The organism is Serratia sp. BIGb0234 (assembly GCF_024809915.1).
Lineage (GTDB): Bacteria > Pseudomonadota > Gammaproteobacteria > Enterobacterales > Enterobacteriaceae > Serratia > Serratia liquefaciens.
In genome coordinates this window covers 219,359-241,369 of sequence record NZ_JANUEI010000004.1, presented here as the reverse complement: position 1 = coordinate 241,369, position 22,011 = coordinate 219,359, and the positions used below count along the sequence as shown (strand labels likewise).

The window sequence follows — 22,011 nt, the reverse complement described above, 5'->3', positions numbered from 1 at the left end:
TATCGTGAGACAAGGCAGGCATTTGCACTATGCAAACGTCGAAACAAACCTCACTCAGGAGTGCAGAATGAACAGCGATAAAATCAACGGCGTGATGGATAAAGTGGTAGGCAAGGCGCAGGAAGTGGCCGGTGATGTTACCGGCGATGAGCGTTTGCAGGCTGAGGGATCTACCCGCTACGTTGCCGGCGCACTACAAGAAAAATATGGCGATGCTGTTAGCTGCGTCAGCGATCTGGTCAAGAAGAAACCGCTCACTACGGTAGCGATTTTTGCCGGCGTGAGCCTGTTGGCAGGCCTGCTGCTACGTCGCCGCTGAGGCTGTGGATTGACTGATTACCGCAAATAAACCCCAGCCTGACTCGCCCGCATCCTGCGGGCGAATGCTTTCCCCGCGCCGCTGCACATTGTATTTTGTGACAAAAAAGCCTCTTTTACTCCCTTTCGTTTTTTGCGTCTGAGCCATAGGTTCTATATATTTATTAACAGGCTCTGAATAAAGATGCGAATATCAGCCCGCATTGTGCATCAGTGGCCAGTATAATCAGTTTGCAAAGATGTTGACGGAACATGTGCTTTCGGGAGCAGAGTAAAGGTCAGTGAGGAACCTATTGCCTCTTGATGTTGCAACCGAGCAGACAACGACTCACAGGTTACGAGGAACTATCATGCATAAAAGAACACTGGCGTCATTGCACTACGATAAAATGCCTTACGATGGGGTGTATTACCATATTTTGAAACGCGAGGCACATGGGCACACGGCGCTGTTGAAACTTGATGCTGGCAGTCACCAGTCAGCCCGCCTGCATCCGGGCTGGGTCAAACTGATGGTCCTGTCCGGTGAGCTTAAGATCGGCGACCAAACCCTGCAGTCCCATGAAATGTTTATGATCCCGGCCAATACCGCCTATACCGTGGATGCTCTCACAGAGGTTTACTGTCTCGCGATTTCCGAACTGGATGGCGTGGAGTTGGCGCGCTAATTCTTGTTCTGCCAGCCTGCCGAACACTGAGCGCAGGCGATAATCCCACTCTATTTTTCAGACCTGTCTATCACGGGCCAACCTTGTTGGCCTGTCAGGCAGTGCCAATAAGGAGGGCGCTTTGAGCCATTCCACAGCGTTGTTAACCAAAATCCAGTCTCTGGAAACGATGTTGCATCAGCCACTGCTGCGAAACGATTCGGTTACGGTGGAAAAACTGCTGCATGATGATTTTGAAGAGATCGGCCGTTCGGGACAGCGCTACAACAAAGGGCATACCATTGCGGCATTGCAGGAAGAAACTGGCCAGGCGCCTATTTATGCCGAAAATTTCAAGCTGTCCACTATTGCCGAAGGAGTGGTGTTACTAACCTACAGAAGTTTTCAACGCGGTGCCGACGGCAACGTGACCCGCAGTACTTTGCGCTCTTCGATCTGGCTGCGATCGTCGAGCGAGAACGATGACCATTGGCAGATGCGGTTCCATCAGGGAACGCCAACGGCAGAGTGAATCCATGTAGGAGGGCGTGAGAGCCCCGTTGCCTTTGCCAAATCTCCAATCTTCATACCGTTCGAAAACCTCTATTGACCTTAAAGTTAACTTTAAACCTATACTTTCTAAACGGTCAACGTAGGACCGAAGGCAAATTCGCGTTCGGGTGCAAGGTTCCTTGGCATTTTCCAGAACCGGCCTTTCCTGCGCGTGGCCGAGAAAAGCATCACCCTTTGACTAATTGCTGAATGGGAGAATTGATATGGGTTACGTAACCACTAGCGATGGCGTTGACATTTTCTACAAGGACTGGGGACCAAAAGATGGAAAAGTCATCTTTTTCCATCATGGCTGGCCGCTGTCTAGCGATGATTGGGATGCCCAGATGCTGTTCTTCGTAAACCAAGGATTCCGCGTTGTTGCGCACGATCGGCGTGGCCATGGTCGTTCCAGTCAAGTATCGGAAGGGCATGATATGGATCACTATGCGGACGACGTTGCTGCGGTAGTGAAACATTTGAGCGTGCAAGGTGCCATGCATGTGGGTCACTCAACGGGCGGGGGCGAGGTGGTGCGTTACATCACGCGTCATGGTGAGGATAAGGTATCGAAAGCCGTACTGATCAGTGCTGTGCCGCCGTTGATGGTGAAAACCGACAGTAATCCGCAGGGGACACCCAAATCGGTATTTGATGATTTCCAGGCGCAACTGGCCGCCAATCGGGCGCAGTTCTATTACGATGTTCCCGCGGGACCTTTCTACGGCTACAACCGGCCCGGCGCCAAGCCGTTGGATGCGGTCATCTGGAACTGGTGGCGGCAAGGCATGATGGGCGGCGCCAAGGCTCATTATGACGGCGTCGTCGCGTTCTCACAGACTGATTTCACCGACGATCTCAAACGTATTTCCATCCCGGTTTTGGTGATCCACGGCGATGACGATCAAGTGGTTCCATACCAAGATTCAGGCGCGCTCTCGGCCAAGTTGGTCAAAAACGGCAAGCTTATTACCTACAAAGGTGCGCCGCACGGCATACCTACGACCCATGCTGATCGGGTCAACAGCGATCTACTGGCCTTTGTAAATAGCTGATGCGGGAAACACGGTTCTCGTGAAAAAAACAGGCTCCTGCTGGAGGGGCCTGTCGCCCGATATCCCTTTGGCAGCGCCTACGAGTGACAGGGGAAAAAGGTTGGATTGTAGTGACAATGTCACAATTATTGCGTTATGTTAAATAGGGGTTGAGTTCAAATGATTTGTGCTTTAATGCTGCCCAACTCAGGGTGAATATGCAGATATATTGGTCGATCTAATGCCAGTTAAACAGTGCATTTTGGCGAAATCTGCAAGGGAAATGCTGCCAAGCTTTCTCAGATTTCGCGTAGCGCGATCAAAATAAAACAGGGAAAAGGATGATGTTTAAGAAAGGCAGACCGAAAATGCTTTTTCGCAGGGAGAACACTACTGCAAGGGGAGCAATCCGCCATGGTGGTGAGTACCGCTGGCAGCGCCATAAGAAACACGCGATTGATGAGAACTTACCGATGCGAGAAGGCATGCACGGCAGAATGCAACAAGGTATTGATTACACGCCGTTGTTCAAATTTTTGCTGCGTAACGTTGGGCAACCGTGGATTGATGTGCATCGTGAAGCAATAAGTCGACTGGATAAGGAAGAGCCGATTTTTTATTTGGTTGCATTACAGCGTAAAAATTGGAGCAGCTACGTACGTTATGGCGAATCGAGTTACTACAGCGGGCTTTGCATCGATGAGCAAGGATTGCTGCAGAAGGTTAATCCTGAATTCACTGCAGAAGACGTCCCGGTTCGATGCCGTTGTTGTACGTATACCTTTAATGGTGAACGAGTACCTGTAACTGAAAAGAACTGGCTAAAACCTTACGAAAAGGAAAACTGGGAATGATGATGAAAGAACAGGTTCTACAGAAAGAAAACCCTTGGGGGCGGGTAGTCAGGTTAAGGCTCAGCTATCTCAATATGCAATTTAACATAATATACATTATGCGCACCCAAGTAACTCTACGTAGAATCTGAGCTTTTGGGCTTTACCATGGCCTTTTATTCATATCCCGTTTTCCCGATGCTTTACGCTTAATGCCATGCTGATTCAAACACTCAATGTTTCATCCGGAATCTCTCCGCTATGAAAACCAAATTCACACTGAGTTCTTCTCACCGGTTTTGCACTGTGCACTAAAAAGCATTCTCCCTTGTGCCGATGTTTTCCAGAATAGATAACCTTCTTCACGCACAGGATTATGGCAGTTCTCATCTTGCTGATCGTACATCGCAAATTGTGGCCTAATGACATCCATGGCCGGTGCACTAATATGAAACAGGATCAGCGTTTGAACTCATACTGCGTAAACAGCAATTCTGGGATAGAAACATCAACTCGCACCTCACTCATCGTGACATTGTCACCTTAACCAAACCGCTTTTATCTGGGCATATGCCCTGTAATCCCGATTCATTCAGCTTGCGCTTGGTGTCCTGCAGCGTTTCCCGCTGATTACTCAGCGTCGCCATCATGCGATCAATCTCCTCAAGCCGCGCATCAAGCTTCTGCATAAGGCTGTCCTGGTACGCCATTCCTTCCAGCGACAGCACGCCGCGGATCGTATCCAGTGCAAAACCCAGGTTTTGTCCGATCTGGATAAGATGCAAACGCTCCAGCGAGGTCTCGCTATAAACACGATACCCGTTGGCGCTGCGCGATGCCTTAGGCAGTAATCCCTGTTGCTCATAGTAACGTATGGCCGATGCGGCCAGACCCGAACGCTCTGCCAATTCCCCTATTTTCATTTCGCTTGACCTTAAAGTTAACTTTAATCTTAGTATACACGGGTTCTCTTGTTGATTAAGGATCCGCCATGATGTTCACCCCGCTTACCCTGCCTAACGGCAGCGTCCTTCCCAACCGCCTGGCAAAAGCCGCGATGGAAGAAAACATGGCCGACGTCGGCCAAGTGCCTGGCCCGGCATTGTATCGTTTATACCAGAGTTGGGCGCAAGGTGGTGTTGGCCTGATTATTACCGGTAACGTCATGATCGACAGTCGTGCAATGACGGGGCCCGGTGGCGTGGCTCTTGAGGCCAATACCCCACTTGCCCCCTTTACCGCTTGGGCCAAATCCGCACGCCAGAACGGTGCGCAGGTTTGGATGCAGATTAACCATCCTGGCCGCCAGGTCATGGCAAGTATGGGGGGCGAAGCCTGGGCACCGTCGGCCGTTCCCGTGGAAATGGGTAAGCACAGCAAGTTATTCGCACAACCGACGGCCATGAGCCAGGCGCAGATCGATGAGGTGATCGAACGTTTTGCTACCACCGCTTATGCTGCCGAACAGGCTGGATTTACTGGCGTACAAATCCACGCAGCACACGGCTATCTGCTCTCGCAATTTTTGTCTCCCTTGACCAATAGACGTAACGATCAATGGGGTGGCAGCCTCGCTAATCGTGCTCGCTTGCTGTTAGAGGTCGTGCGAGCAGTGCGTGAACGTGTCTCGCCAAGCTTTTGCGTTTCGATCAAGCTAAACTCGGCTGATTTTCAGCGCGGTGGCTTCTCTGAAGAAGATGCGCAACAAGTGATTTTGTTGCTGAATGAATTGCCAGTCGACCTGATTGAACTGTCAGGAGGCAGCTACGAAAGCCCAGCGATGCAGGGTAACGCCGCGGATGGACGCACATTGGCGCGCGAAGCCTATTTTTTGGAGTTTGCCCGCGATCTTGCCGCCGTCGCCCACATGCCGGTGATGACAACGGGAGGTATCGCCCGTAAGTCCGTGGCGCAGCAGGTGTTGGATAGCGGCGTCGCCGTGGCGGGTATAGCAACAGCCATAAGCCATGGAAAGTACTCGCTCACGATTGCCGCAAAAGGATTGGCTTAGATTTAGATAATGTATGAAAGTAAAAAAGTCATCCCTAAAGCCAGCACCGAAGCGATAAAGGTTGCCGTGGTGTAGTACTTGAACGTTTCATTGAGCGTTGCGCCGCAATACTGTTTCACCAGCCAGAACAATGAATCGGTCACTATGGTGCAACCGATAGCGCCAGAGCCTATGGCAATGGTCACGATCTCCGGGCTGACGTCAGGATAGAGCGCTAACATTGGTGCGACAATGGCCGTTGCTCCCATCATGGCAACGGTGGCGGAGCCCACTGCCGCATGAAGAATAAGCGCGACTAACCATGCCAACAAGATCGGATGCATATGCAGGTTGGAAAGCATTAACGCCAGGGTGTCCGCTAAGCCGCTGGTCTTCAATATGCTGTTGAAGGCCCCGCCCGCGCCGATGATCAACAAGATATTGGCTATAGAAGCAAAACCCGTTTCCGTGTGGCCCAACAGCGTACTCATCCCCATATGACGGCGGATGCCCAGAACGTAATAGGCCACAAACACGGCAATGAACATGGCGATAATCGGGTTGCCGATAAACTCCATCAGGCCAAACAGACGCCCTTCTTTAGCCAGGTTCAGCTCCGCTACCGTCTTCACCAACATCAGCACAATCGGCAATAGCACCGTAAACAACGTTGCCCGCAGCGAAGGCAGCTCATGTTCTTCTCGTACGGTCAGATTGGAAAATTCTGGCGGTACCGGCTTAAACGGCAAGCGTTTCCCCAGCATTTTCAAGAACAACGGCCCGCCGACCAGAGACGCCGTTAAACCGACGAGAAGTCCGTAAACAATCACCGTTCCTACGTCTGCACCCAGCTTATTGGTCACAAACAGCGCCGCAGGATGTGGAGGAACGACGCAATGCACAGCCATCAATGCAGTACAAAGCGGTATGGCCAGTTTAAGCAGCGAGGTGCCGGTTTTTCTGGCGATGGAAAAAGCCAATGGAATCAATAACACCACGCCCACTTCGACAAACAGTGTGATGCCGCAAACCAAGCCTACCAATACCATAATGACATCGACGGAAAGCCAGCGGCAACGCTGCAGCGCGATACCAATGCGTTCTGCAGCACCGGAAACCTCCATCATCTTGCCAAGAGTGGTGCCCAGCCCAATCACCGCAGCCAGGAATCCTAGCGTGCTGCCAATGCCATTTTCTATGGCATTGACCATATCAATCGGGCCCATCCCCATCATGCCACCGACAAAAAAGCTCGCTAACAACAACGCTAAAAAAGGATGAAACTTGAACTTTACGATGGTCAAAATGATGAGTGCAATACTGGCGATCAGCGTGCCGGCAACCCAAATGTGTGAATCCATGGCCCATATCCCCTGTCATTGAATTGTCTTTATTGGACAGGAAAACGACGATCGGTGACAAACGATATAAATCTCACCTCACATGAGCAAAACAGAATCAAACGAGTGACTTGCGCCAAGAAATGGTGCAATTTAGCGACATGCATCAACTTTACTCACCAAACTGATGCGTAAAATACAGTTTTTTTACTTTCAGGGGGAAATATGTCGGGGAACCATCTGCTAACGGGTCAGCACCGATCGCTTAATGGCTGGCAGCTATCACGGCTGTTTACATTTGAAGTGGCGGCTCGACACGAGTCTTTCGCCATGGCGGCGGATGAACTGTCGGTGAGCCCCAGTGCGGTAAGCCATACCATTAATCAACTGGAAGCAAATCTCGGCTTAAAGTTGTTTATTCGTTCTCATCGGAAAGTTGAACTCACCGCTGAAGGTGAACGGGTTTTTTGGGCGTTAAAAACATCATTGGGTACCCTGAACCAGGAAATATTGGATATCAAGAACCAGGCGCTGTCAGGCTCCCTGACGGTTTACTCCCGGCCGTCGATCGCCCAGTGTTGGATCGTGCCGGCCCTGGCCGATTTTTCTCGCCGTTATCCCGCCATCAACCTGACTATTCTGACTGGCAATGAAAACGTCAATTTCCAGCGGGCAGGCATTGATCTGGCCGTTTATTTTGATGCGACTCCCTCATCACAGCTTCATTACCAATACCTGATGGATGAGGCAATTATTCCCGTATGCAGCCCGGAATATGCAGCCCAATTTGAGCTGGTCAATTTTCCCGGCAACCTCTCACACTGCACCCTGCTCCACGATCGTCAGGCCTGGAGCTATGATTCTGGTACGGATGAATGGCACAGCTGGGCTCAACATTTCGATGTCAATCTGGATACCTCGCCGGGAATAGGATTCGATCGTTCCGATCTGGCCGTCACTGCGGCAGTGAACCACGTTGGCGTTGCCATGGGCCGTAAGCGACTTATCCGCAAGCAACTCAGTACCGGCGAGCTGGTTGCGCCATTGCCCAAAATGGAGCTGAAATGCGATCAGCACTATTATGTATCAACGCTTTCCGACCGCCAGTGGCCAAAAATTGATGCCTTCATCGTTTGGTTAAAAGAGTTGGTAGACAAATCTGAATAGGTTTCACCACACCCAAGAAATCAGTATCCCGATTGCCGATAATTACCGTTATCGCATCGGGACTGCCTGGTAACAAGCGGCGTTATAATTATATTATCATCAAGTTAATACTATAATATTGCCAAACCAAATACCGTTTCCTGGTTGGATCAGCATACCTCTCAGAAAATTCGAATTAATTAATATAAATAGCACGTTTCCAAAGTTGATAACTGTTATGTGTGCTGCCGGATTCTGCATCGCTAATGACGCTCATAATAAAGCACTATAATCCAACAAGTAATAACTTAGGTCACTATAATTAATGTCATTATGGTTATATATGATAACAGCCTATCTTTACATCCATTTAATTTAACATCAGAAATAAGGGAAATAATGGAACTACAGATACGTAACAAAAGGCGAATTCTAACCCTGGCCGCTTTAGCAGGATTGAGTATCACCACAATGTCTGCTAATGCTTTTGCGCAGGAGTTTTCACCTGTAGTTCAAATGAGCAAGGGGACTATCGAAGGCGTCAAAAATGACGGGTACCTTCAATTCAAAGGCATTCCTTATGCGAAGGCTCCTGTAGGCAGTTTGCGTTGGATGCCGCCGGTTGAAGAAGAAAAATGGTCGGGCACGTTAAAAGCGAACCATTTTGCCAATACATGTGCCACCAAGCTCACTTTGGGTGGGTTTGGGCCAGTAAGCGCTGCTGAAGATTGCCTCTATCTTAATGTTTATACCCCAGCGGTTTTACCAGAAAACAACAGTAAACTGCCGGTCATGGTGTGGATACCCGGTGGTGGATTAGGTTCTGGTTCGGGTAATGAATACGATGCCAGTAAACTTGTCAGTAAGAATGTTATTGTCGTCACCATGAATTACCGCCTGGGTATGTTTGGGTATTTCTCACATCCGGCATTGAACCACGAGGAGCATAAGGCAATTAATTACGGCACCTTAGATCAGCAAGCTGCCCTAAAGTGGGTAAATAAGAACATCCAATCATTTGGTGGCGATAATCATAATGTCACGTTATTTGGTGAGTCTGCCGGCGGACATAGCGTATTGGCACAAATGGCTTCGCCCGGTGCCAAGGGGTTATTTAACCGCGCTATTGTTTCCAGTGGTTCATTTTCCCTAAAGCAGCCAACAGTGGCTGAAGCAACTAAAATCGGTGAACTGGTTGCCAAGAATGTCGGCTGTTCGGAAGGTACGGAAGAAAAAATGGCAGAATGTTTACGGGCAGTACCCACCGAAACCATTCTGGATAAGGGCGTTAACTATATGACCACCGCACAGGTTGTGACCGATGGTGAGGTGATGCCTGAATCATTGGAGGCCGCTTTTAGCTCCGGCCGCTACAACGTTGTTCCGATTATTAATGGCTTTAACACCAATGAGGGCACCTTCTTTGCTGCCATGATGGAGCTGGATTCAGGTAAACCAATAGACAACATCGGTTTTTACGAGGGTCTGAAAGCTTTCTTTGGCGAGAGTGACGCAAACACGCTAATAAAGCGAGCTGCAATCCCTGCCAAGCAGGTCAATCTTGGCCAAGACTACGCAGATTTCTTTGGCCGAGCCAAATTTATCTGTCGCACGCCGATGATGAATAACCTTTTGGCTAAAAACACGCCGGTCTACAGCTATGAGTTTGCGGATAAAACAGCTCCTCAGTTTGCCAAACCTGTGTCGTTCCCGTACGCAGCCGCACACACCAGTGATTTACAGTATATCTTCCGTGATTTCCATGGCACTACCGGCGAGTTGCATAAACTCAATCCTGCACAAGAGAAACTTTCAATCTTGATGGTGGATTACTGGACCAACTTTGCCAAAACCGGCAATCCAAATGCTAAAGGCCTGCCTGTATGGGGTGCCTACCACCCACAAACCGAATCGACCCTTTTTCTACATACCCAAAATACCAAAATGATCGAGGGAATTTCAAAAACCTTCAATTGTGATGAGTTCGCAGGGGTACTCTGAGTCATCTTTAAGGGCCAGTGATAGAATCATTAAGACCGCACCATGAATCCTCGGTGTGGTCTTTTTTTTAAGGCGATTGTCACTGACCACATTCCCCTATCCCTCACCACTGAGCAACAATAGTTTGAGTGTCTATCTCCGTAGCAGGATATATCATCACGCTTAGTGCCTGTATTATTTTTCGACAGGCGTGCGATATATCCAAACAGTTAAAATGGTTGATAACGTGAACCAAACGGCAATTTCTTTTATCAATAACCCAACCATGTAGAAAATGTTTTAACATTTGCAGCATAAAACAGTACAATTCCGTCCGTTAATTTTGCACTGTTTTAGGATATATGTGTCGTTAATTCGGACTGCCACATCGCGAAGCCATCTCCCGGCCTGTCTGGGGATTTTTGCGATCCTGATGTTGTTCATCGCCCCGGTGATCTCTCGATCGCTGGAGCATGCGCGCGTGGGGCAATCTGAAACGGTCGCAATGACAGACTGCGGCATGGATATGTCTGCACATGGCCATCATCCGCCGCCGGAGCCTGGCGCACAAAGCATGACGATGACCATGCAGACCGGCAGCCATAATATGGCGATGATGATGGATGACAGCGCCTGCGGTTACTGTGTATTGCTGATCCATGTCCCCTTGTTAGACTTGGCCAGTTCACCGCTATTCTGGTCTGGTTCGCTGTTGTCGCGCGCCCCTCCGCTGCATTATATCTTCCCGCTATTCGCCCATGTGATCCACTCCGAGTCCCAACCTCGCGCTCCACCAGCATCGCTTCCGCTGATTTAAAAATAAATAGACTGCAGCCAAATTATTCCTGTTGAGACTATTCAACCGGGCGGGTTATTTACGCCTGTCGGAATTCCCCACTGCACTCAATAAACATCGCAACCCTGTTGGCATTATTCTCACGCCAAAACCGGGCCAAAGCTTATTAACGGCGGCATGATGCTCCGGGTTTCACTGCGCCTAAATAACCGGCTGTTGCGATGTAAAAGTATTTTTAGCGTCAAAATTGACATTAAGGAACGATGATGTTCGGAAAAACCAACAATTATAAGAAGCGCCCTCTCTCCCTGCATATTACTGCGGCTATGCCGCTGTTTGTCCTGGCGGGCTTCAATGCTCATGCTGCACAACAGCACCAGCATGAAGTAGCGGTAAAGGCCAATGATGGCGACGTGATCACCGTCACCGCACCGCTCTATTCGCCGATGACGATAGTGACCTCACCGAAAACCCCTCGCCAGCCAGTGCCTGCCAGCGACGGCTCGGATTATCTGAAAACTATCCCGGGTTTCTCACAGATCCGGAATGGCGGCACCAATGGCGATCCGGTGTTTCGCGGCATGTTTGGATCCAGGCTGAAAATTTTGACCGACGGTGGCGAAATGTTGGGTGCCTGTCCTTCACGAATGGACGCGCCGACTTCCTATATTTCACCAGAAAGTTATGACCTGTTGACGATTACCAAGGGGCCGCAAACGGTGCTTTGGGGCGCAGGATCCTCTGCCGGTACGGTGCGCTTTGAACGAGAACGTCCGCAGTTTGATAAACCAGGCGTCAAAGGCAACGCCAGCATGCTGGCCGGTTCCAACGGCCGTTGGGATGAAAACATTGATGCCAGCCTGGGCAGTGAACAAGGTTATCTGCGCCTGATGGGCAATAAATCACGCTCTCATGATTATCAGGACGGCAATGGCGATCGCGTGCCCTCTCGCTGGGACAAATGGAATGGCGATCTGGCACTGGGTTGGACTCCGGACACCGATACCCTGCTGGAAGTGACCATGGGCCGGGGTAATGGTGAAGCGCGCTATGCCGGGCGCAGCATGGATGGTTCGCAGTTCAAGCGCGAAAGTCTGGGCATGCGGGTAGAAAAATCCAATATTGGCGAGGTGTTCGACAAGCTGGAAGCCCAGGTGTATTACAACTACGCCAACCATATTATGGATAACACCACCCTGCGTTCACCCGGCCAAGGCGGCATGGCGATGGGACACATGGGCATGGGGATGCCTATGCACGCCGGCATGACCATGCAGTTGGATCGCCGCACCGTCGGCGGTCGAGTGATGGGTACCTGGCTGTGGCAAGATTTTAAGTTGGAAAGCGGTATGGATACGCAAACCAACACGCATCGCAACAAACGGGGTAACGCCTGGCAAGAGGATGCGCAGTTCCATAACTACGGTGCCTTTGGTGAACTGACCTGGAGCGCGACCGAACAGAGCAAGATCATCAGCGGTGCTCGCCTCGATCGTACCCTGGTGGATAACTACAAAACTGGCAACGATACTGAGCGTTCCGATACGCTGCCTAGCGGTTTTAGCCGTATTGAGCACACATTGGCCGGCATGCCGTTGATGCTGTACGCAGGGATCGGCTATACCGAACGTTTCCCCGACTATTGGGAGCTGTTCTCCCCGACATTTGGGCCTGGCGGCAACAAGAGTGCGTTTGACAGCGTGAAGAGTGAAAAAACCACGCAGATCGATATCGGTGCTCAATATACCGATAAGCGGTTTAACAGCTGGGTATCGGCGTATGTTGGCCATGTGAATGACTTTATCTTGTTCAAATACGATCCGCATCACGCCCGTATCAGCCAGGCCGATAACGTTAACGCCACCATCATGGGCGGTGAAATGGGTATGGGTTACCAGTTGACCGAACACTGGAAGACCGATGCCAGCCTGGCTTATGCCTGGGGGAAAAACACCAGCGACAACCAGCCGTTGCCGCAAATCCCACCGCTGGAGGCTCGCTTTGGTTTAACCTACGAACGAGGCGACTGGAGCAGCACCGGCCTGTGGCGTGTGGTCAGCAGCCAGCACCGCGTAGCCATCAATCAGGGCAACGTGGTCGGTAAAGACTTTGCCGACAGCCCGGGTTTTGGCGTGCTGTCCGCCAATGTAGCTTACAAGGTGAACTCGCACGTCAAGCTCAGCACCGGCCTGGATAACATTCTCAATAAAACCTACAGCGAACACCTGAATCTGGCAGGTAACAGTACCTTCGGCTATTCGTCGAATACGTCGGTCAATGAACCGGGCCGCACCCTGTGGGCCAAGGTGAATGTCACCTTCTAACCAGGTGCTATGGGGCGGTGTATGCATGCCACCGCCCCATGTTTGTTATTGCTCCGCGCGCTGATTTTGTTATTCACGGGCAATTTGCTGAAATACAGCCGCCCACATGCCTGAAACCGTGCAGATATCTTTATGCAACCGACGAGACTATATGCTCTCGCAGCCATTGATGCGCCGGATCGCGATGGGCACGCTCATGCCATAGCATGGTCATCTCGAAGCCCGGCAGCTCGACGGGCGGCTCCACCACCTGCAACGCGCTATTATTGCGTACCAGACGTGACGGCAGCATGGCCACCAGCTCTGAGGTTGCCAACACCGACATCACAAACAGAAAATGCGGTACGGAAAGCACCACTCGCCGGGTCAAACCGGCTTCCGCCAACACTTTGTCGGTGATGCCGAAAAAGCCCCCGCCGTCCGGCGAAACCATCACATGTTCCAGCTCACAAAACTCAGCCAGTGAAGGTGGTTTTTGCAAGCCTGGGTGTCCGGCTCGTCCCACCAGCACGTAGCGTTCGCTAAACAAAATTCGTTGTCGCAAATGGGCTGGAGCCCCTTCACGGGTATGAAAGGCCAAATCTATCTCACCCTGCTCCGCCTGCCTGGCGATGCGTGAAGGCACTGTCTCGATCACTGCCAGTCTGCTGTTCGGTGCCGCAGCCCGCAGGCCCATCAACGCCGGCTGAACAATGGTTGACTCGCCATAGTCAAAAGCCGCTACGCGCCAGGTATTTTCAGCCACTTTGGGATCAAAGGGCGATGAAGGTGACACCGCTTGTTCCAGTGCTTCAAGTGCCTGCCGCAGCGGTTCACGTAACTCGTCGCCGCGTGCGGTGGGCCGCATTCCTCGTGGCCCCGGCAACAGCAGCGGATCGTTAAAGATGTCTCTGAGTTTGGCGAGATGCACACTGACCGCAGGTTGTGAGAAGTTTAAACGTTGTGCCGCCCGGGTAACGTTGTGCTCTGAAAGCAAGGCGTCCAGCGTGACCAGCAGGTTAAGATCCAGACGTCTGATATTATTCATGCTAATACCTGTAATATTAGAAATTCATTTCTAATATACCTTGCAGCAGCCTAACCTGCCTCCATCAATCAATGGAGGTTCCACAATGAACGTTTTAATCGTCTACGCCCACCCTGAACCGCAGTCATTAAATGGTTCACTCAAGGATTTTTCAGTACAGCGGCTCGAAGCTGCCGGCCATGCGGTGCAAGTTTCCGATCTGTATGCCATGCAATGGAAAGCGACGCTCGACGCCAATGACAGCACGGCCCAATCCGGTGATCGTTTCAATCCGTCGCTCGATTCCCAGCAGGCTTTTGCTCAGGGTTTACAGAGCAAAGATATTGAACTGGAACAGGAAAAGCTGCTGTGGGCCGATACGGTGATCTTGCAGTTCCCGCTGTGGTGGTTTTCGATGCCGGCGATCCTTAAAGGCTGGGTTGAACGCGTCTATGCCTACGGATTTGCCTATGGCGTCGGCGAGCACTCTGACGTCCGTTGGGGGGATCGTTATGGTGAAGGCACCCTCGCCGGTAAACGCGCGATGCTGATTGTCACTACCGGCGGATGGGAGTCGCACTATGCGCAACGCGGCATCAATGGCCCGATCGATGACATTCTGTTCCCTATCCAACATGGCATCCTGCATTATCCCGGTTTCGAAGTGCTGCCGCCCTTTGTTCTTTATCGTACCGGCCGGGTCGATGAAGCGCGCTTTGCCGAGGCTTGTAACGCACTGGGGCAACGCCTCGATGAATTGGAGCAAACCTCGCCTATTCCCTTCCGTAGGCAGAATGCGGGCGAGTACGAGATCCCGGCATTGACGCTGAAACCCGATATTGCTCCCGGGCGTAAGGGCTTTAGCGCGCATATTGAATAATTAATGGAACCTTCTTCCAACCCACGGTATTGGCCGACGCCAATGAACAGATGCGGTTGGCGCATGAAGAAACTTTCGGGCCGCTGGCAGCCTGCTTCCGTTTCCATACCGAAGAGGAAGTGATTCGCCGGGCTAACGACACGCCTTTCGGATTGGCCGCCTACCTCTACACTCGCGATCTGGCGCGTGCATTCCGTGTCACGCGCCAGTTGGAAAGCGGTATGGTGGGCATCAATGAGGGCATTATCTCGACTGAAGTGGCGCCCTTTGGCGGTGTCAAAGAGTCTGGCCTGGGCCGTGAGGGCGCGGATGTGGGGCTCGAGGAGTATCTCGAGACCCAGTATGTCAATTTGGGGCAACTGGGCGGCGAATAAATAGCTGTTCGGTCATCAATTGCCCCCACTGTGTGCCCGGCTGCTCTTCTGCAAGCACGAAACCGACGCTTTCATAAAGATGCCGGGCCGCATCCAGCCCTTTGAAGGTCCACAGATGGGTTTCGTCAAAGGCATGCTCATCGCAAAAACTGACCGCCCGGTTCAGCAACTGGCGGCCAATACCGCTGCCACGCAGGCTGTCATCGATAATAAATGCGCGCAAGTGAGCACGGTTGTCTCCCAAGCTTTCACCATCAATCGATACAGAGCCGACAATGCGATCGCCCTTCAGCGCGGACCAGGTCTGGTTTAATGGATTCGACAAACGCCCGGCCAGATCGGCCAATGCCGCGCCCACCGTAGCTTCGAAGAAGGCGCCGAAACCCACGGTGCGGGAATAGTATTGCATGTGCATTTCCAGCGTTCTGGCGGTGAACCCCGGCAGATAGCCGCTGACAATCTCGATGGGCGCTGCAGCAACCGGCGTTTCTCCCAGGCGATGTGCTCGCAACGCTGTGGCATAGCTCTGCAGCCCATTGGCGATGCTGACGCTGGCGTCTGCCGGCAACTGCTCCAGCGCGGTAAGCACCTGACGATCGGCAAAACGATTGATGCCCGCCAGGGTTTCTCGTCCTTGCGCCGTCAGCCGCAGGATCTTCTCTCTGGCATCTCGCGGGCTGACCTGCGTTTCCAGCTCCCCGGCTTTGATCAGCTTGTTCAACATGCGGCTGACGCTGGATTTCTCCAGGTTAAGTACGTTGCAAAGCTCGGCGGCGGTATCAACCTGGCGATCGCCTATTTCAATCAACGCATGCACCGCCGATGGCGGCAGTTCGGTTCCTGCCAGGGTATTGCCCATAAAGCCGAGCTCACGCACCAAATGGCGCGACGCATCCCTGATCGGGTGTAAATACGGACTTGGTTGTGTGGTTGACATGATCGGCACTCTGATATGGTTGTATTGTGCAACCATATCAGAGTTATTCAGCAGTGCAAAGGGGCATGAGTCTTACAGGACAGCGGCCCGACATCAGGCACGCTCAGGTTTTTTAGGCGCTCTCGCCCTTTTTTAACTCTTTCAGGTATTTGTAAACCGTGGCGCGGCCGAGGGATAACACGTTGGCGATATAGTCGGCGGCGCTTTTGGCTTTAAACGCCCCTTCGTTATACAGGTCAATCACCAACTGCTTTTTCTGTTCACGGCTCAATGAACCCAATGAAGCGTTTTGCTGGCGGATCCACTCGTGCAGGAAGGTATTGATCTTCTCCTGCCAGTCGTCTTTGAATAACTGCTGTGGCTGAGGCTGCAAACGGGTGACCGACAGGAACATATCCAGCGCATTTCTGGCGTCTTCAAATGTCGCGGTGCTCAAATTAATGCACAGCAGGTAGCGGGGAACGCCCTGTTCGTCTTTCGCGGCAATGCTCACCGAACGCATTTTCTTGCCGTCCCAGTTGAGTTTCTCGTACGGCCCGGTCACCTGACCTTCGCTGTCGATGTCAAAATCCTCCAAACCGGCATCGTCACCCGGTTTGCGTTTCGACAGATTATTGGCGAGGTACGCCACCTTATTGGTAGAGAGATCGTGTATCACCACTTCCACATTGGGAAAAAACAGCGCTGCAATGCCGTCGGCAACCGACTGCAATAATTCTAATTGGGACGTGGTTTTCAGCACTCTGCTGTTACTCCATAGCGATAAGGCATGATGATATTGGCCAGTTTTCATCATTGGGTCAGCCGCTTAGCATACCTCAGTTGCCCCGCAATGCCGAGCGGGAGAACGGCTAACCGCCCTCCCGAGACTGGCTTATTCCGCCTCGCGATGGCTTTGGTAAAACACATAGCCTTCCTGAGCCACGCTGTCTTTGATTCTAAAGCGCCAAACGATCGCCAGGGTGATAAACCACAGCGGCATGCTACACAACGCTATCAGGGTATCGCGATCAAAGATCATCAGCACCAACGTGAAGGCAAAGAACGCCAATGTCAGCCAGGTCATTATCACCCCACCCGGCATTTTGAACAGCGAACGTGCATGCAGGTCGGGCCGCTGTTTGCGGTAAACCAGATAGGCCGCCAGGATCATGCCCCAGCTGTAAACCACCAGTATCGCCGCCACGGTAGACACGATAGTAAATAGCGTCATGACGTTCGGCATCAGGATCAGCAACATCGTCCCCACTACCATGCAAAAGCACGAGAACATCAGGCTGCGGATCGGAATGGCGGTAGTGCGCGAAAGTATCTTGAACTGCCCATGGGCATGCTTCTCCATCGACAAGCCATACAGCATACGGGTACTGGAATAGACGCCACTGTTGGCTGAGGACATCGCCGAAGTCAGCGCCACAAAGTTGATGACCGCAGCGGCAGCGGGCAATCCCGCCTGATCGAACAGCATCACAAACGGGCTGCTGTCCGGTGAAATATGGCTCCATGAGGTTACGGCGATGATCGCCAGCATGGAAAACACATAAAAGATAATGATCCGCACCGGGATAACGTTAATCGCCTTCGGCAGTACCTTGTGTGGATCCTTGGTTTCAGCCGACATGGTGCCCAACAGCTCAATACCGGTGCAGGAAAAGATGGCGATCTGGAAGCCGGCAAAGAAACCAAGAATGCCGTGCGGCATGAAAATAGCAGGATCGGTGATGTTGTTCACCGAGGCTTTAACCCCGTCCGGCGAAGTCCAGCCAATAAACACCATCCAGGCCCCGGTGACGATCAGCGCGATAATGGCGATCACCTTGATGATGGCAAACCAAAACTCCGCTTCGCCAAACATCTTCACCGACAGCATATTGAACAGGCACAACAGCCCTAAGGTCAGTAAAGCCGGTAGCCAGGGCGAAACCTCGGGGTACCAGTACTGTATGTAGCCGCCGCAGACCACCACGTCGGCAATGCACGTCACCACCCAGCTCAGCCAATAGGACCACCCCAGAAAGAAGCTGGCTTTCGGCCCCAGGTATTCGGAAACGAAATCGGCAAACGAGCGGTAGTCGAGCTTGGTCAGCAACAGCTCCCCCATCGCTCGCATCACCATAAACATAAAGAAGCCGACAATCACATAGGTCAACACAATAGAGGTGCCGGAAAGCGCGATGGTTTTGCCCGATCCCATAAATAAGCCAGTCCCAATGGCGCCGCCGATGGAAATCAGTTGAATATGGCGCTCGCTGAGTCCGCGTTGCAATGTTTGGGCGCAGTCAGGCCCCTCGGTTGAAGAAGCCTTCAACCGATGTTGCTTACTTTTTGTCATGGTGTTACCTGTCCGTCATTAAGGCGATTAAGCAGCGGACAGCCGCTGCTGCAGGAGTGAAACGCATTGCGCGTTGTACCGGCAAAAAAATTCAGGCAAAACGATACCGTCCCTTTGTTAAAGGGAAGTTAAAAAATGTACGCATCAGAAAACGGCTGTTCGAGCTGCGCGCTAGCCCACATTTAGCATGCGAAGCATGAGCGTGGAGGGTGATTCATTTATTATCAGTCGGTTATGATTATTTTTGTTCAAGAATAAAACGCTGACAACGTCGATTTAACATGAATTTAACTCTGGCGTCAGGAAACGGCATTGTCAACACGACACTTAAATAAAATGAAACTTTTTGATCACATTCAAGCTTCTGAAAAATAGATAAAAACGGGTTTTATGCATTTTTTATGCATAAACCATGAGTAGCTCCCGCAACCACCGTACAAAAGTAATTAACTATTCATTTTTACGCCGCCAAACCGGCTTGAAAGCGGCCTGTGGCCCGATGAGTGGGGGCTAACAAGCCGCGTTTTTAATGGTAAATTTAGCGTCGCAAAAGTGTTATGCACTTAGTAATCCACGGTTAAACAAAATAAATACCTATATATAAAAAGGTTGGTTATGGAAAAGCTATCCTACGCTTCAGAAAGCAGCACAACGGCCTGGGCCACCTATCTGCAACAAATCGACCGCGTTGCACCTTATCTCGGTGAGCTGTCGCGTTGGGTTGATACCCTGCGTCACCCTAAGCGTGCGCTGATCGTTGATATTCCTCTGCAGATGGACGACGGTTCAATCCGCCACTTCGAAGGTTTCCGCGTTCAGCACAACCTGTCGCGCGGCCCGGGTAAAGGCGGCATCCGTTACCACCCAGATGTTGATCTCGATGAGGTTATGGCGCTGTCAGCCTGGATGACCATCAAATGTGCGGCAGTCAACCTGCCTTACGGTGGCGCCAAGGGGGGGATCCGCGTCGATCCTTTCAAACTGTCTGAAGGCGAGCTGGAAAGATTGACCCGCCGCTACACCAGCGAAATCGGCTTTATCATCGGGCCACAGAAAGATATTCCCGCACCGGACGTCGGCACCAACTCCAAAGTGATGGCCTGGATGATGGATACCTATTCCATGAACCACGGCACTACCATCACCGGCGTCGTCACCGGCAAGCCTATCCACCTGGGCGGCTCTCTGGGCCGTGAAAAAGCGACCGGCCGTGGCGTGTTCGTGACCGGTTGTGAAGTGGCCAAACGTTTGGGCGTACAGCTTGAAGGTGCCAAAGTGGCAGTACAGGGCTTTGGTAACGTGGGCAGCGAAGCGGCTCGTCTGTTCGTCGGCATCGGCGCACGTGTAGTCGTGATCCAGGACCACTCAGCGACCCTGTCCAACCCAGACGGCATCGACCTGAACGCATTGACCGAATGGCAAGCCAAGAACAAGCAGATCGCTGGCTTCCCTGGCGCTAAAGAAATCGAAAGCGAAGCTTTCTGGTCCGTCGACATGGACATCCTGATCCCAGCCGCCCTGGAAGGTCAGATCACCCGTCAACGTGCAGAAATCCTCAGCGCCAAGCTGGTACTGGAAGGGGCAAACGGCCCAACCTACCCAGATGCGGACGACGTTCTGCGTTCACGCAACATCACCGTAGTGCCTGACGTTATCTGTAACGCCGGCGGCGTGACCGTCAGTTACTTCGAGTGGGTGCAGGACATGGCCAGCTACTTCTGGAGCGAAAGCGAAATCAACGAGCGTATGGACAAGATCATGACCGACGCTATGGTTCACGTTTGGAACAAGTCCGAAGAGAAGAAATGCAGCCTGCGCACCGCGGCCTATATCGTCGCCTGTGAGCGTATCCTGACCGCACGTAAAGAGCGTGGCATTTACCCAGGTTAATGCGTTATCCATCCCGGCTTGCACTGCAGGCCGGGATCATTTCAAAATATCCCCTTCTAACGCAGCAACCTTTTCAACACCTTTCCGGTGCTGGTCATCGGTAACCGCTCGACAAACTCCACGATACGCGGGTATTTAAACGCCGCCAGTTGCTCTTTGGTCCAGGTAATCAAGGCTTCTTCCGTTACCGCCTCGTCCAGATCTTTCAACACCACCACCGCTTTAATTTCCTCTCCCAGTGATGGATGCGGCACCCCGATCACCGCCACCAACGATACCGCCGGGTGGCGAATCATCAGTTCCTCCACTTCTCGCGGATAAACGTTAAAGCCGCCCCGGATAATTACGTCTTTCGACCTGTCGACAATAAAATAAAAACCGTCGGCGTCGCACCGTGCCAGATCGCCGGTTCTAAACCAGCCGTTTTCCAGAACCTCGGCCGTGGCCTCCGGGCGATTAAGATAACCTTTCATCACGTTGTGACCGCGCACCGCTAACTCACCGACCTGATCGATCTCCGTTATCGTTTTGCCGGTGACATCAACCAGCCGGACTTCAACGCCCCAGATCGGTTGGCCGATAGACCCCACTTTGTTGACGCGTCCTGGGTGATTGAAGGTAGCGACCGGGCTGGTTTCCGACAGCCCGTATCCCTCCAGAATGTTAACGCCGAAACGACGGGCAAAATCTTCAATGATTTGCACCGGCAAACTGGCCCCGCCGGAGACCGCCATGCGTAAATTTTTGCGCAACATCGCCAGATCTACGCTGTCGTCCAGCGCGTTCAGCAGTGCCCAATACATGGTAGGTACGCCGGCGAAAAAAGTGATGGCGTGCTTTTGCATCAGCGAGATAGCCAGCTTTGCATCAAAACGGGGCATCAGCACCAGCGTTGCTCCCAAGGCGAAGCCGGCATTCATCTGGACGGTTGAGCCGAAAGTATGGAACAGCGGCAGCGTTACCAAATGGCGATCGGGGCGTTCAACCGAGCTATTGAATAACTGCGCCGAAACCAGCGCATTCAACATCAGGTTGGAATGGGTCAACTCCGCACCTTTGGCACGGCCGGTGGTTCCGCTGGTGTAGAGGATCACTGCGGTGTCGGACTCCAGGGTGATGGCGCTGTCAAAATCGGTAGGTTGCTGGCGAATGGCCTGGCTGAAGCGGTCACCGCTCAGCGGCAGGCTGTCACCGATAATAATAAAGTCGCGGCACGATTGCGTGGCATCGAACGCGATTTTTGCCTCTTCCCCCAAGGTTAATCCATGGCCCCCTTCAAAACAAAAGAAGGCGACCGCCTGCGAATCCTGCAGGTAGTATTCAAACTCCCCCGCCTTCAGCAAGATATTCAACGGCACCACCACCGCACCCGCTTTGAGAATGCCGAAGTAAATCGCCGGAAACTCCCAACGGTTTGGGCAGGCCAACGCCACCCGCTCCCCCGGTTTTACGCCCCGAATCCTCAGCAGATGGGCAACCTGATTGGCGAGCTGATCGAGTTCGCCATAGCTAAGCTGGAATTCGTCCTGAACCAGCGCCAGACGATCGGGAAAAGTACGCGCACTCTCTTCAAGCAATGTGGACAAATTAAGCATATGGGGGTCTCATGAGCAGAAACCGGGAAGCCCGGTG

19 protein-coding genes and 1 pseudogene are annotated in these 22,011 nt (G+C 52.1%); 13 read left to right on the top strand and 7 right to left on the bottom strand.

Going from position 1 to position 22,011, the window contains the following annotated elements; translation table 11 throughout:
* Positions 1 to 67: 67 nt before the first annotated feature.
* The 5 genes from M2407_RS17315 (at position 68) to M2407_RS17295 (ending at position 3,405) form a co-directional block, all read left to right on the top strand.
* Entirely contained in the window at positions 68 to 319 is a 252-nt protein-coding gene (locus tag M2407_RS17315; RefSeq protein WP_020826921.1) for a CsbD family protein, read from the top strand.
* Between the two features lie 349 nt (positions 320 to 668).
* Positions 669 to 986, top strand: coding sequence for a hypothetical protein (locus M2407_RS17310; RefSeq protein WP_020826922.1), 318 nt, complete (start codon positions 669 to 671; stop codon positions 984 to 986).
* A 121-nt stretch (positions 987 to 1,107) separates the two neighbouring features.
* Positions 1,108 to 1,497, top strand: a complete 390-nt coding sequence (locus tag M2407_RS17305; protein ID WP_259218719.1) for a nuclear transport factor 2 family protein — start codon at positions 1,108 to 1,110, stop codon at positions 1,495 to 1,497.
* 244 nt (positions 1,498 to 1,741) lie between these two features.
* Positions 1,742 to 2,572, top strand: coding sequence for an alpha/beta fold hydrolase (locus tag M2407_RS17300; RefSeq protein WP_259218718.1), 831 nt, complete (start codon positions 1,742 to 1,744; stop codon positions 2,570 to 2,572).
* A gap of 323 nt (positions 2,573 to 2,895) precedes the next feature.
* The gene (locus M2407_RS17295) at positions 2,896 to 3,405 is read left to right on the top strand and encodes a hypothetical protein (protein ID WP_128864880.1); all 510 of its coding nucleotides are present in this window, start codon (positions 2,896 to 2,898) and stop codon (positions 3,403 to 3,405) included.
* Between the two features lie 503 nt (positions 3,406 to 3,908).
* Here the strand turns inward: M2407_RS17295 and M2407_RS17290 are convergent.
* Positions 3,909 to 4,307, bottom strand: coding sequence for a MerR family transcriptional regulator (locus M2407_RS17290; protein WP_259218717.1), 399 nt, complete (start codon positions 4,305 to 4,307; stop codon positions 3,909 to 3,911).
* A 68-nt stretch (positions 4,308 to 4,375) separates the two neighbouring features.
* On the opposite strand from M2407_RS17290, the gene M2407_RS17285 reads away from it, so the two are divergent.
* Positions 4,376 to 5,395: an NADH:flavin oxidoreductase/NADH oxidase family protein gene (locus tag M2407_RS17285; RefSeq protein ID WP_259218716.1), complete on the top strand. Its 1,020-nt coding sequence runs from the start codon at positions 4,376 to 4,378 to the stop codon at positions 5,393 to 5,395.
* A gap of 2 nt (positions 5,396 to 5,397) precedes the next feature.
* Here M2407_RS17285 and dsdX read toward each other — a convergent pair whose 3' ends face one another.
* The gene (gene dsdX / locus M2407_RS17280; RefSeq protein ID WP_259218715.1) at positions 5,398 to 6,735 is read right to left on the bottom strand and encodes a D-serine transporter DsdX; all 1,338 of its coding nucleotides are present in this window, start codon (positions 6,733 to 6,735) and stop codon (positions 5,398 to 5,400) included.
* A gap of 204 nt (positions 6,736 to 6,939) precedes the next feature.
* Here dsdX and dsdC point away from each other — a divergent pair, with 204 nt between their 5' ends.
* The 4 genes from dsdC (at position 6,940) to M2407_RS17260 (ending at position 12,960) form a co-directional block, all read left to right on the top strand.
* Entirely contained in the window at positions 6,940 to 7,881 is a 942-nt protein-coding gene (gene dsdC, locus M2407_RS17275) for a DNA-binding transcriptional regulator DsdC (protein ID WP_259218714.1), read from the top strand.
* A gap of 378 nt (positions 7,882 to 8,259) precedes the next feature.
* Complete coding sequence (locus tag M2407_RS17270) at positions 8,260 to 9,861, top strand: carboxylesterase/lipase family protein (protein ID WP_259218713.1); 1,602 nt, start codon at positions 8,260 to 8,262, stop codon at positions 9,859 to 9,861.
* Between the two features lie 343 nt (positions 9,862 to 10,204).
* On the top strand, positions 10,205 to 10,657 hold the full coding sequence (locus tag M2407_RS17265) for a DUF2946 domain-containing protein (protein WP_071888913.1): 453 nt from the start codon (positions 10,205 to 10,207) through the stop codon (positions 10,655 to 10,657).
* A gap of 242 nt (positions 10,658 to 10,899) precedes the next feature.
* Positions 10,900 to 12,960 carry a TonB-dependent copper receptor gene (locus M2407_RS17260; RefSeq protein ID WP_198639634.1) on the top strand — a complete coding sequence of 687 codons (2,061 nt, stop codon included), beginning with the start codon at positions 10,900 to 10,902 and terminating at the stop codon, positions 12,958 to 12,960.
* Positions 12,961 to 13,090: 130 nt separating this feature from the next.
* Here M2407_RS17260 and M2407_RS17255 read toward each other — a convergent pair whose 3' ends face one another.
* Positions 13,091 to 13,987 (bottom strand): LysR family transcriptional regulator, encoded by an 897-nt coding sequence (locus M2407_RS17255; RefSeq protein WP_259218712.1) that lies wholly within the window; start codon positions 13,985 to 13,987, stop codon positions 13,091 to 13,093.
* 85 nt (positions 13,988 to 14,072) lie between these two features.
* On the opposite strand from M2407_RS17255, the gene M2407_RS17250 reads away from it, so the two are divergent.
* Both M2407_RS17250 and M2407_RS17245 read left to right on the top strand, forming a co-directional pair.
* The gene (locus tag M2407_RS17250; protein ID WP_259218711.1) at positions 14,073 to 14,846 is read left to right on the top strand and encodes an NAD(P)H-dependent oxidoreductase; all 774 of its coding nucleotides are present in this window, start codon (positions 14,073 to 14,075) and stop codon (positions 14,844 to 14,846) included.
* Positions 14,846 to 15,220: pseudogene (locus M2407_RS17245) on the top strand (aldehyde dehydrogenase family protein); the annotation flags it as partial. The gene M2407_RS17250 and the pseudogene M2407_RS17245, both read left to right, overlap by 1 nt.
* Here the strand turns inward: M2407_RS17245 and M2407_RS17240 are convergent.
* From M2407_RS17240 to M2407_RS17230, 3 genes are all read right to left on the bottom strand, one after another.
* Positions 15,192 to 16,157: a helix-turn-helix domain-containing GNAT family N-acetyltransferase gene (locus tag M2407_RS17240; RefSeq protein WP_259218708.1), complete on the bottom strand. Its 966-nt coding sequence runs from the start codon at positions 16,155 to 16,157 to the stop codon at positions 15,192 to 15,194. The pseudogene M2407_RS17245 and the gene M2407_RS17240 overlap by 29 nt on opposite strands.
* Positions 16,158 to 16,269: 112 nt before the next feature.
* On the bottom strand, positions 16,270 to 16,899 hold the full coding sequence (locus tag M2407_RS17235; RefSeq protein ID WP_020826941.1) for a transcriptional regulator: 630 nt from the start codon (positions 16,897 to 16,899) through the stop codon (positions 16,270 to 16,272).
* Positions 16,900 to 17,031: 132 nt separating this feature from the next.
* Complete coding sequence (locus tag M2407_RS17230; protein ID WP_020826942.1) at positions 17,032 to 18,489, bottom strand: amino acid permease; 1,458 nt, start codon at positions 18,487 to 18,489, stop codon at positions 17,032 to 17,034.
* Positions 18,490 to 19,104: 615 nt separating this feature from the next.
* On the opposite strand from M2407_RS17230, the gene M2407_RS17225 reads away from it, so the two are divergent.
* The gene (locus M2407_RS17225) at positions 19,105 to 20,379 is read left to right on the top strand and encodes a Glu/Leu/Phe/Val dehydrogenase (RefSeq protein WP_020826943.1); all 1,275 of its coding nucleotides are present in this window, start codon (positions 19,105 to 19,107) and stop codon (positions 20,377 to 20,379) included.
* Between the two features lie 56 nt (positions 20,380 to 20,435).
* Here the strand turns inward: M2407_RS17225 and M2407_RS17220 are convergent, their stop codons facing one another.
* Positions 20,436 to 21,974 (bottom strand): long-chain fatty acid--CoA ligase, encoded by a 1,539-nt coding sequence (locus tag M2407_RS17220; RefSeq protein ID WP_198639636.1) that lies wholly within the window; start codon positions 21,972 to 21,974, stop codon positions 20,436 to 20,438.
* Between the last annotated feature and the right edge of the window lie 37 nt (positions 21,975 to 22,011).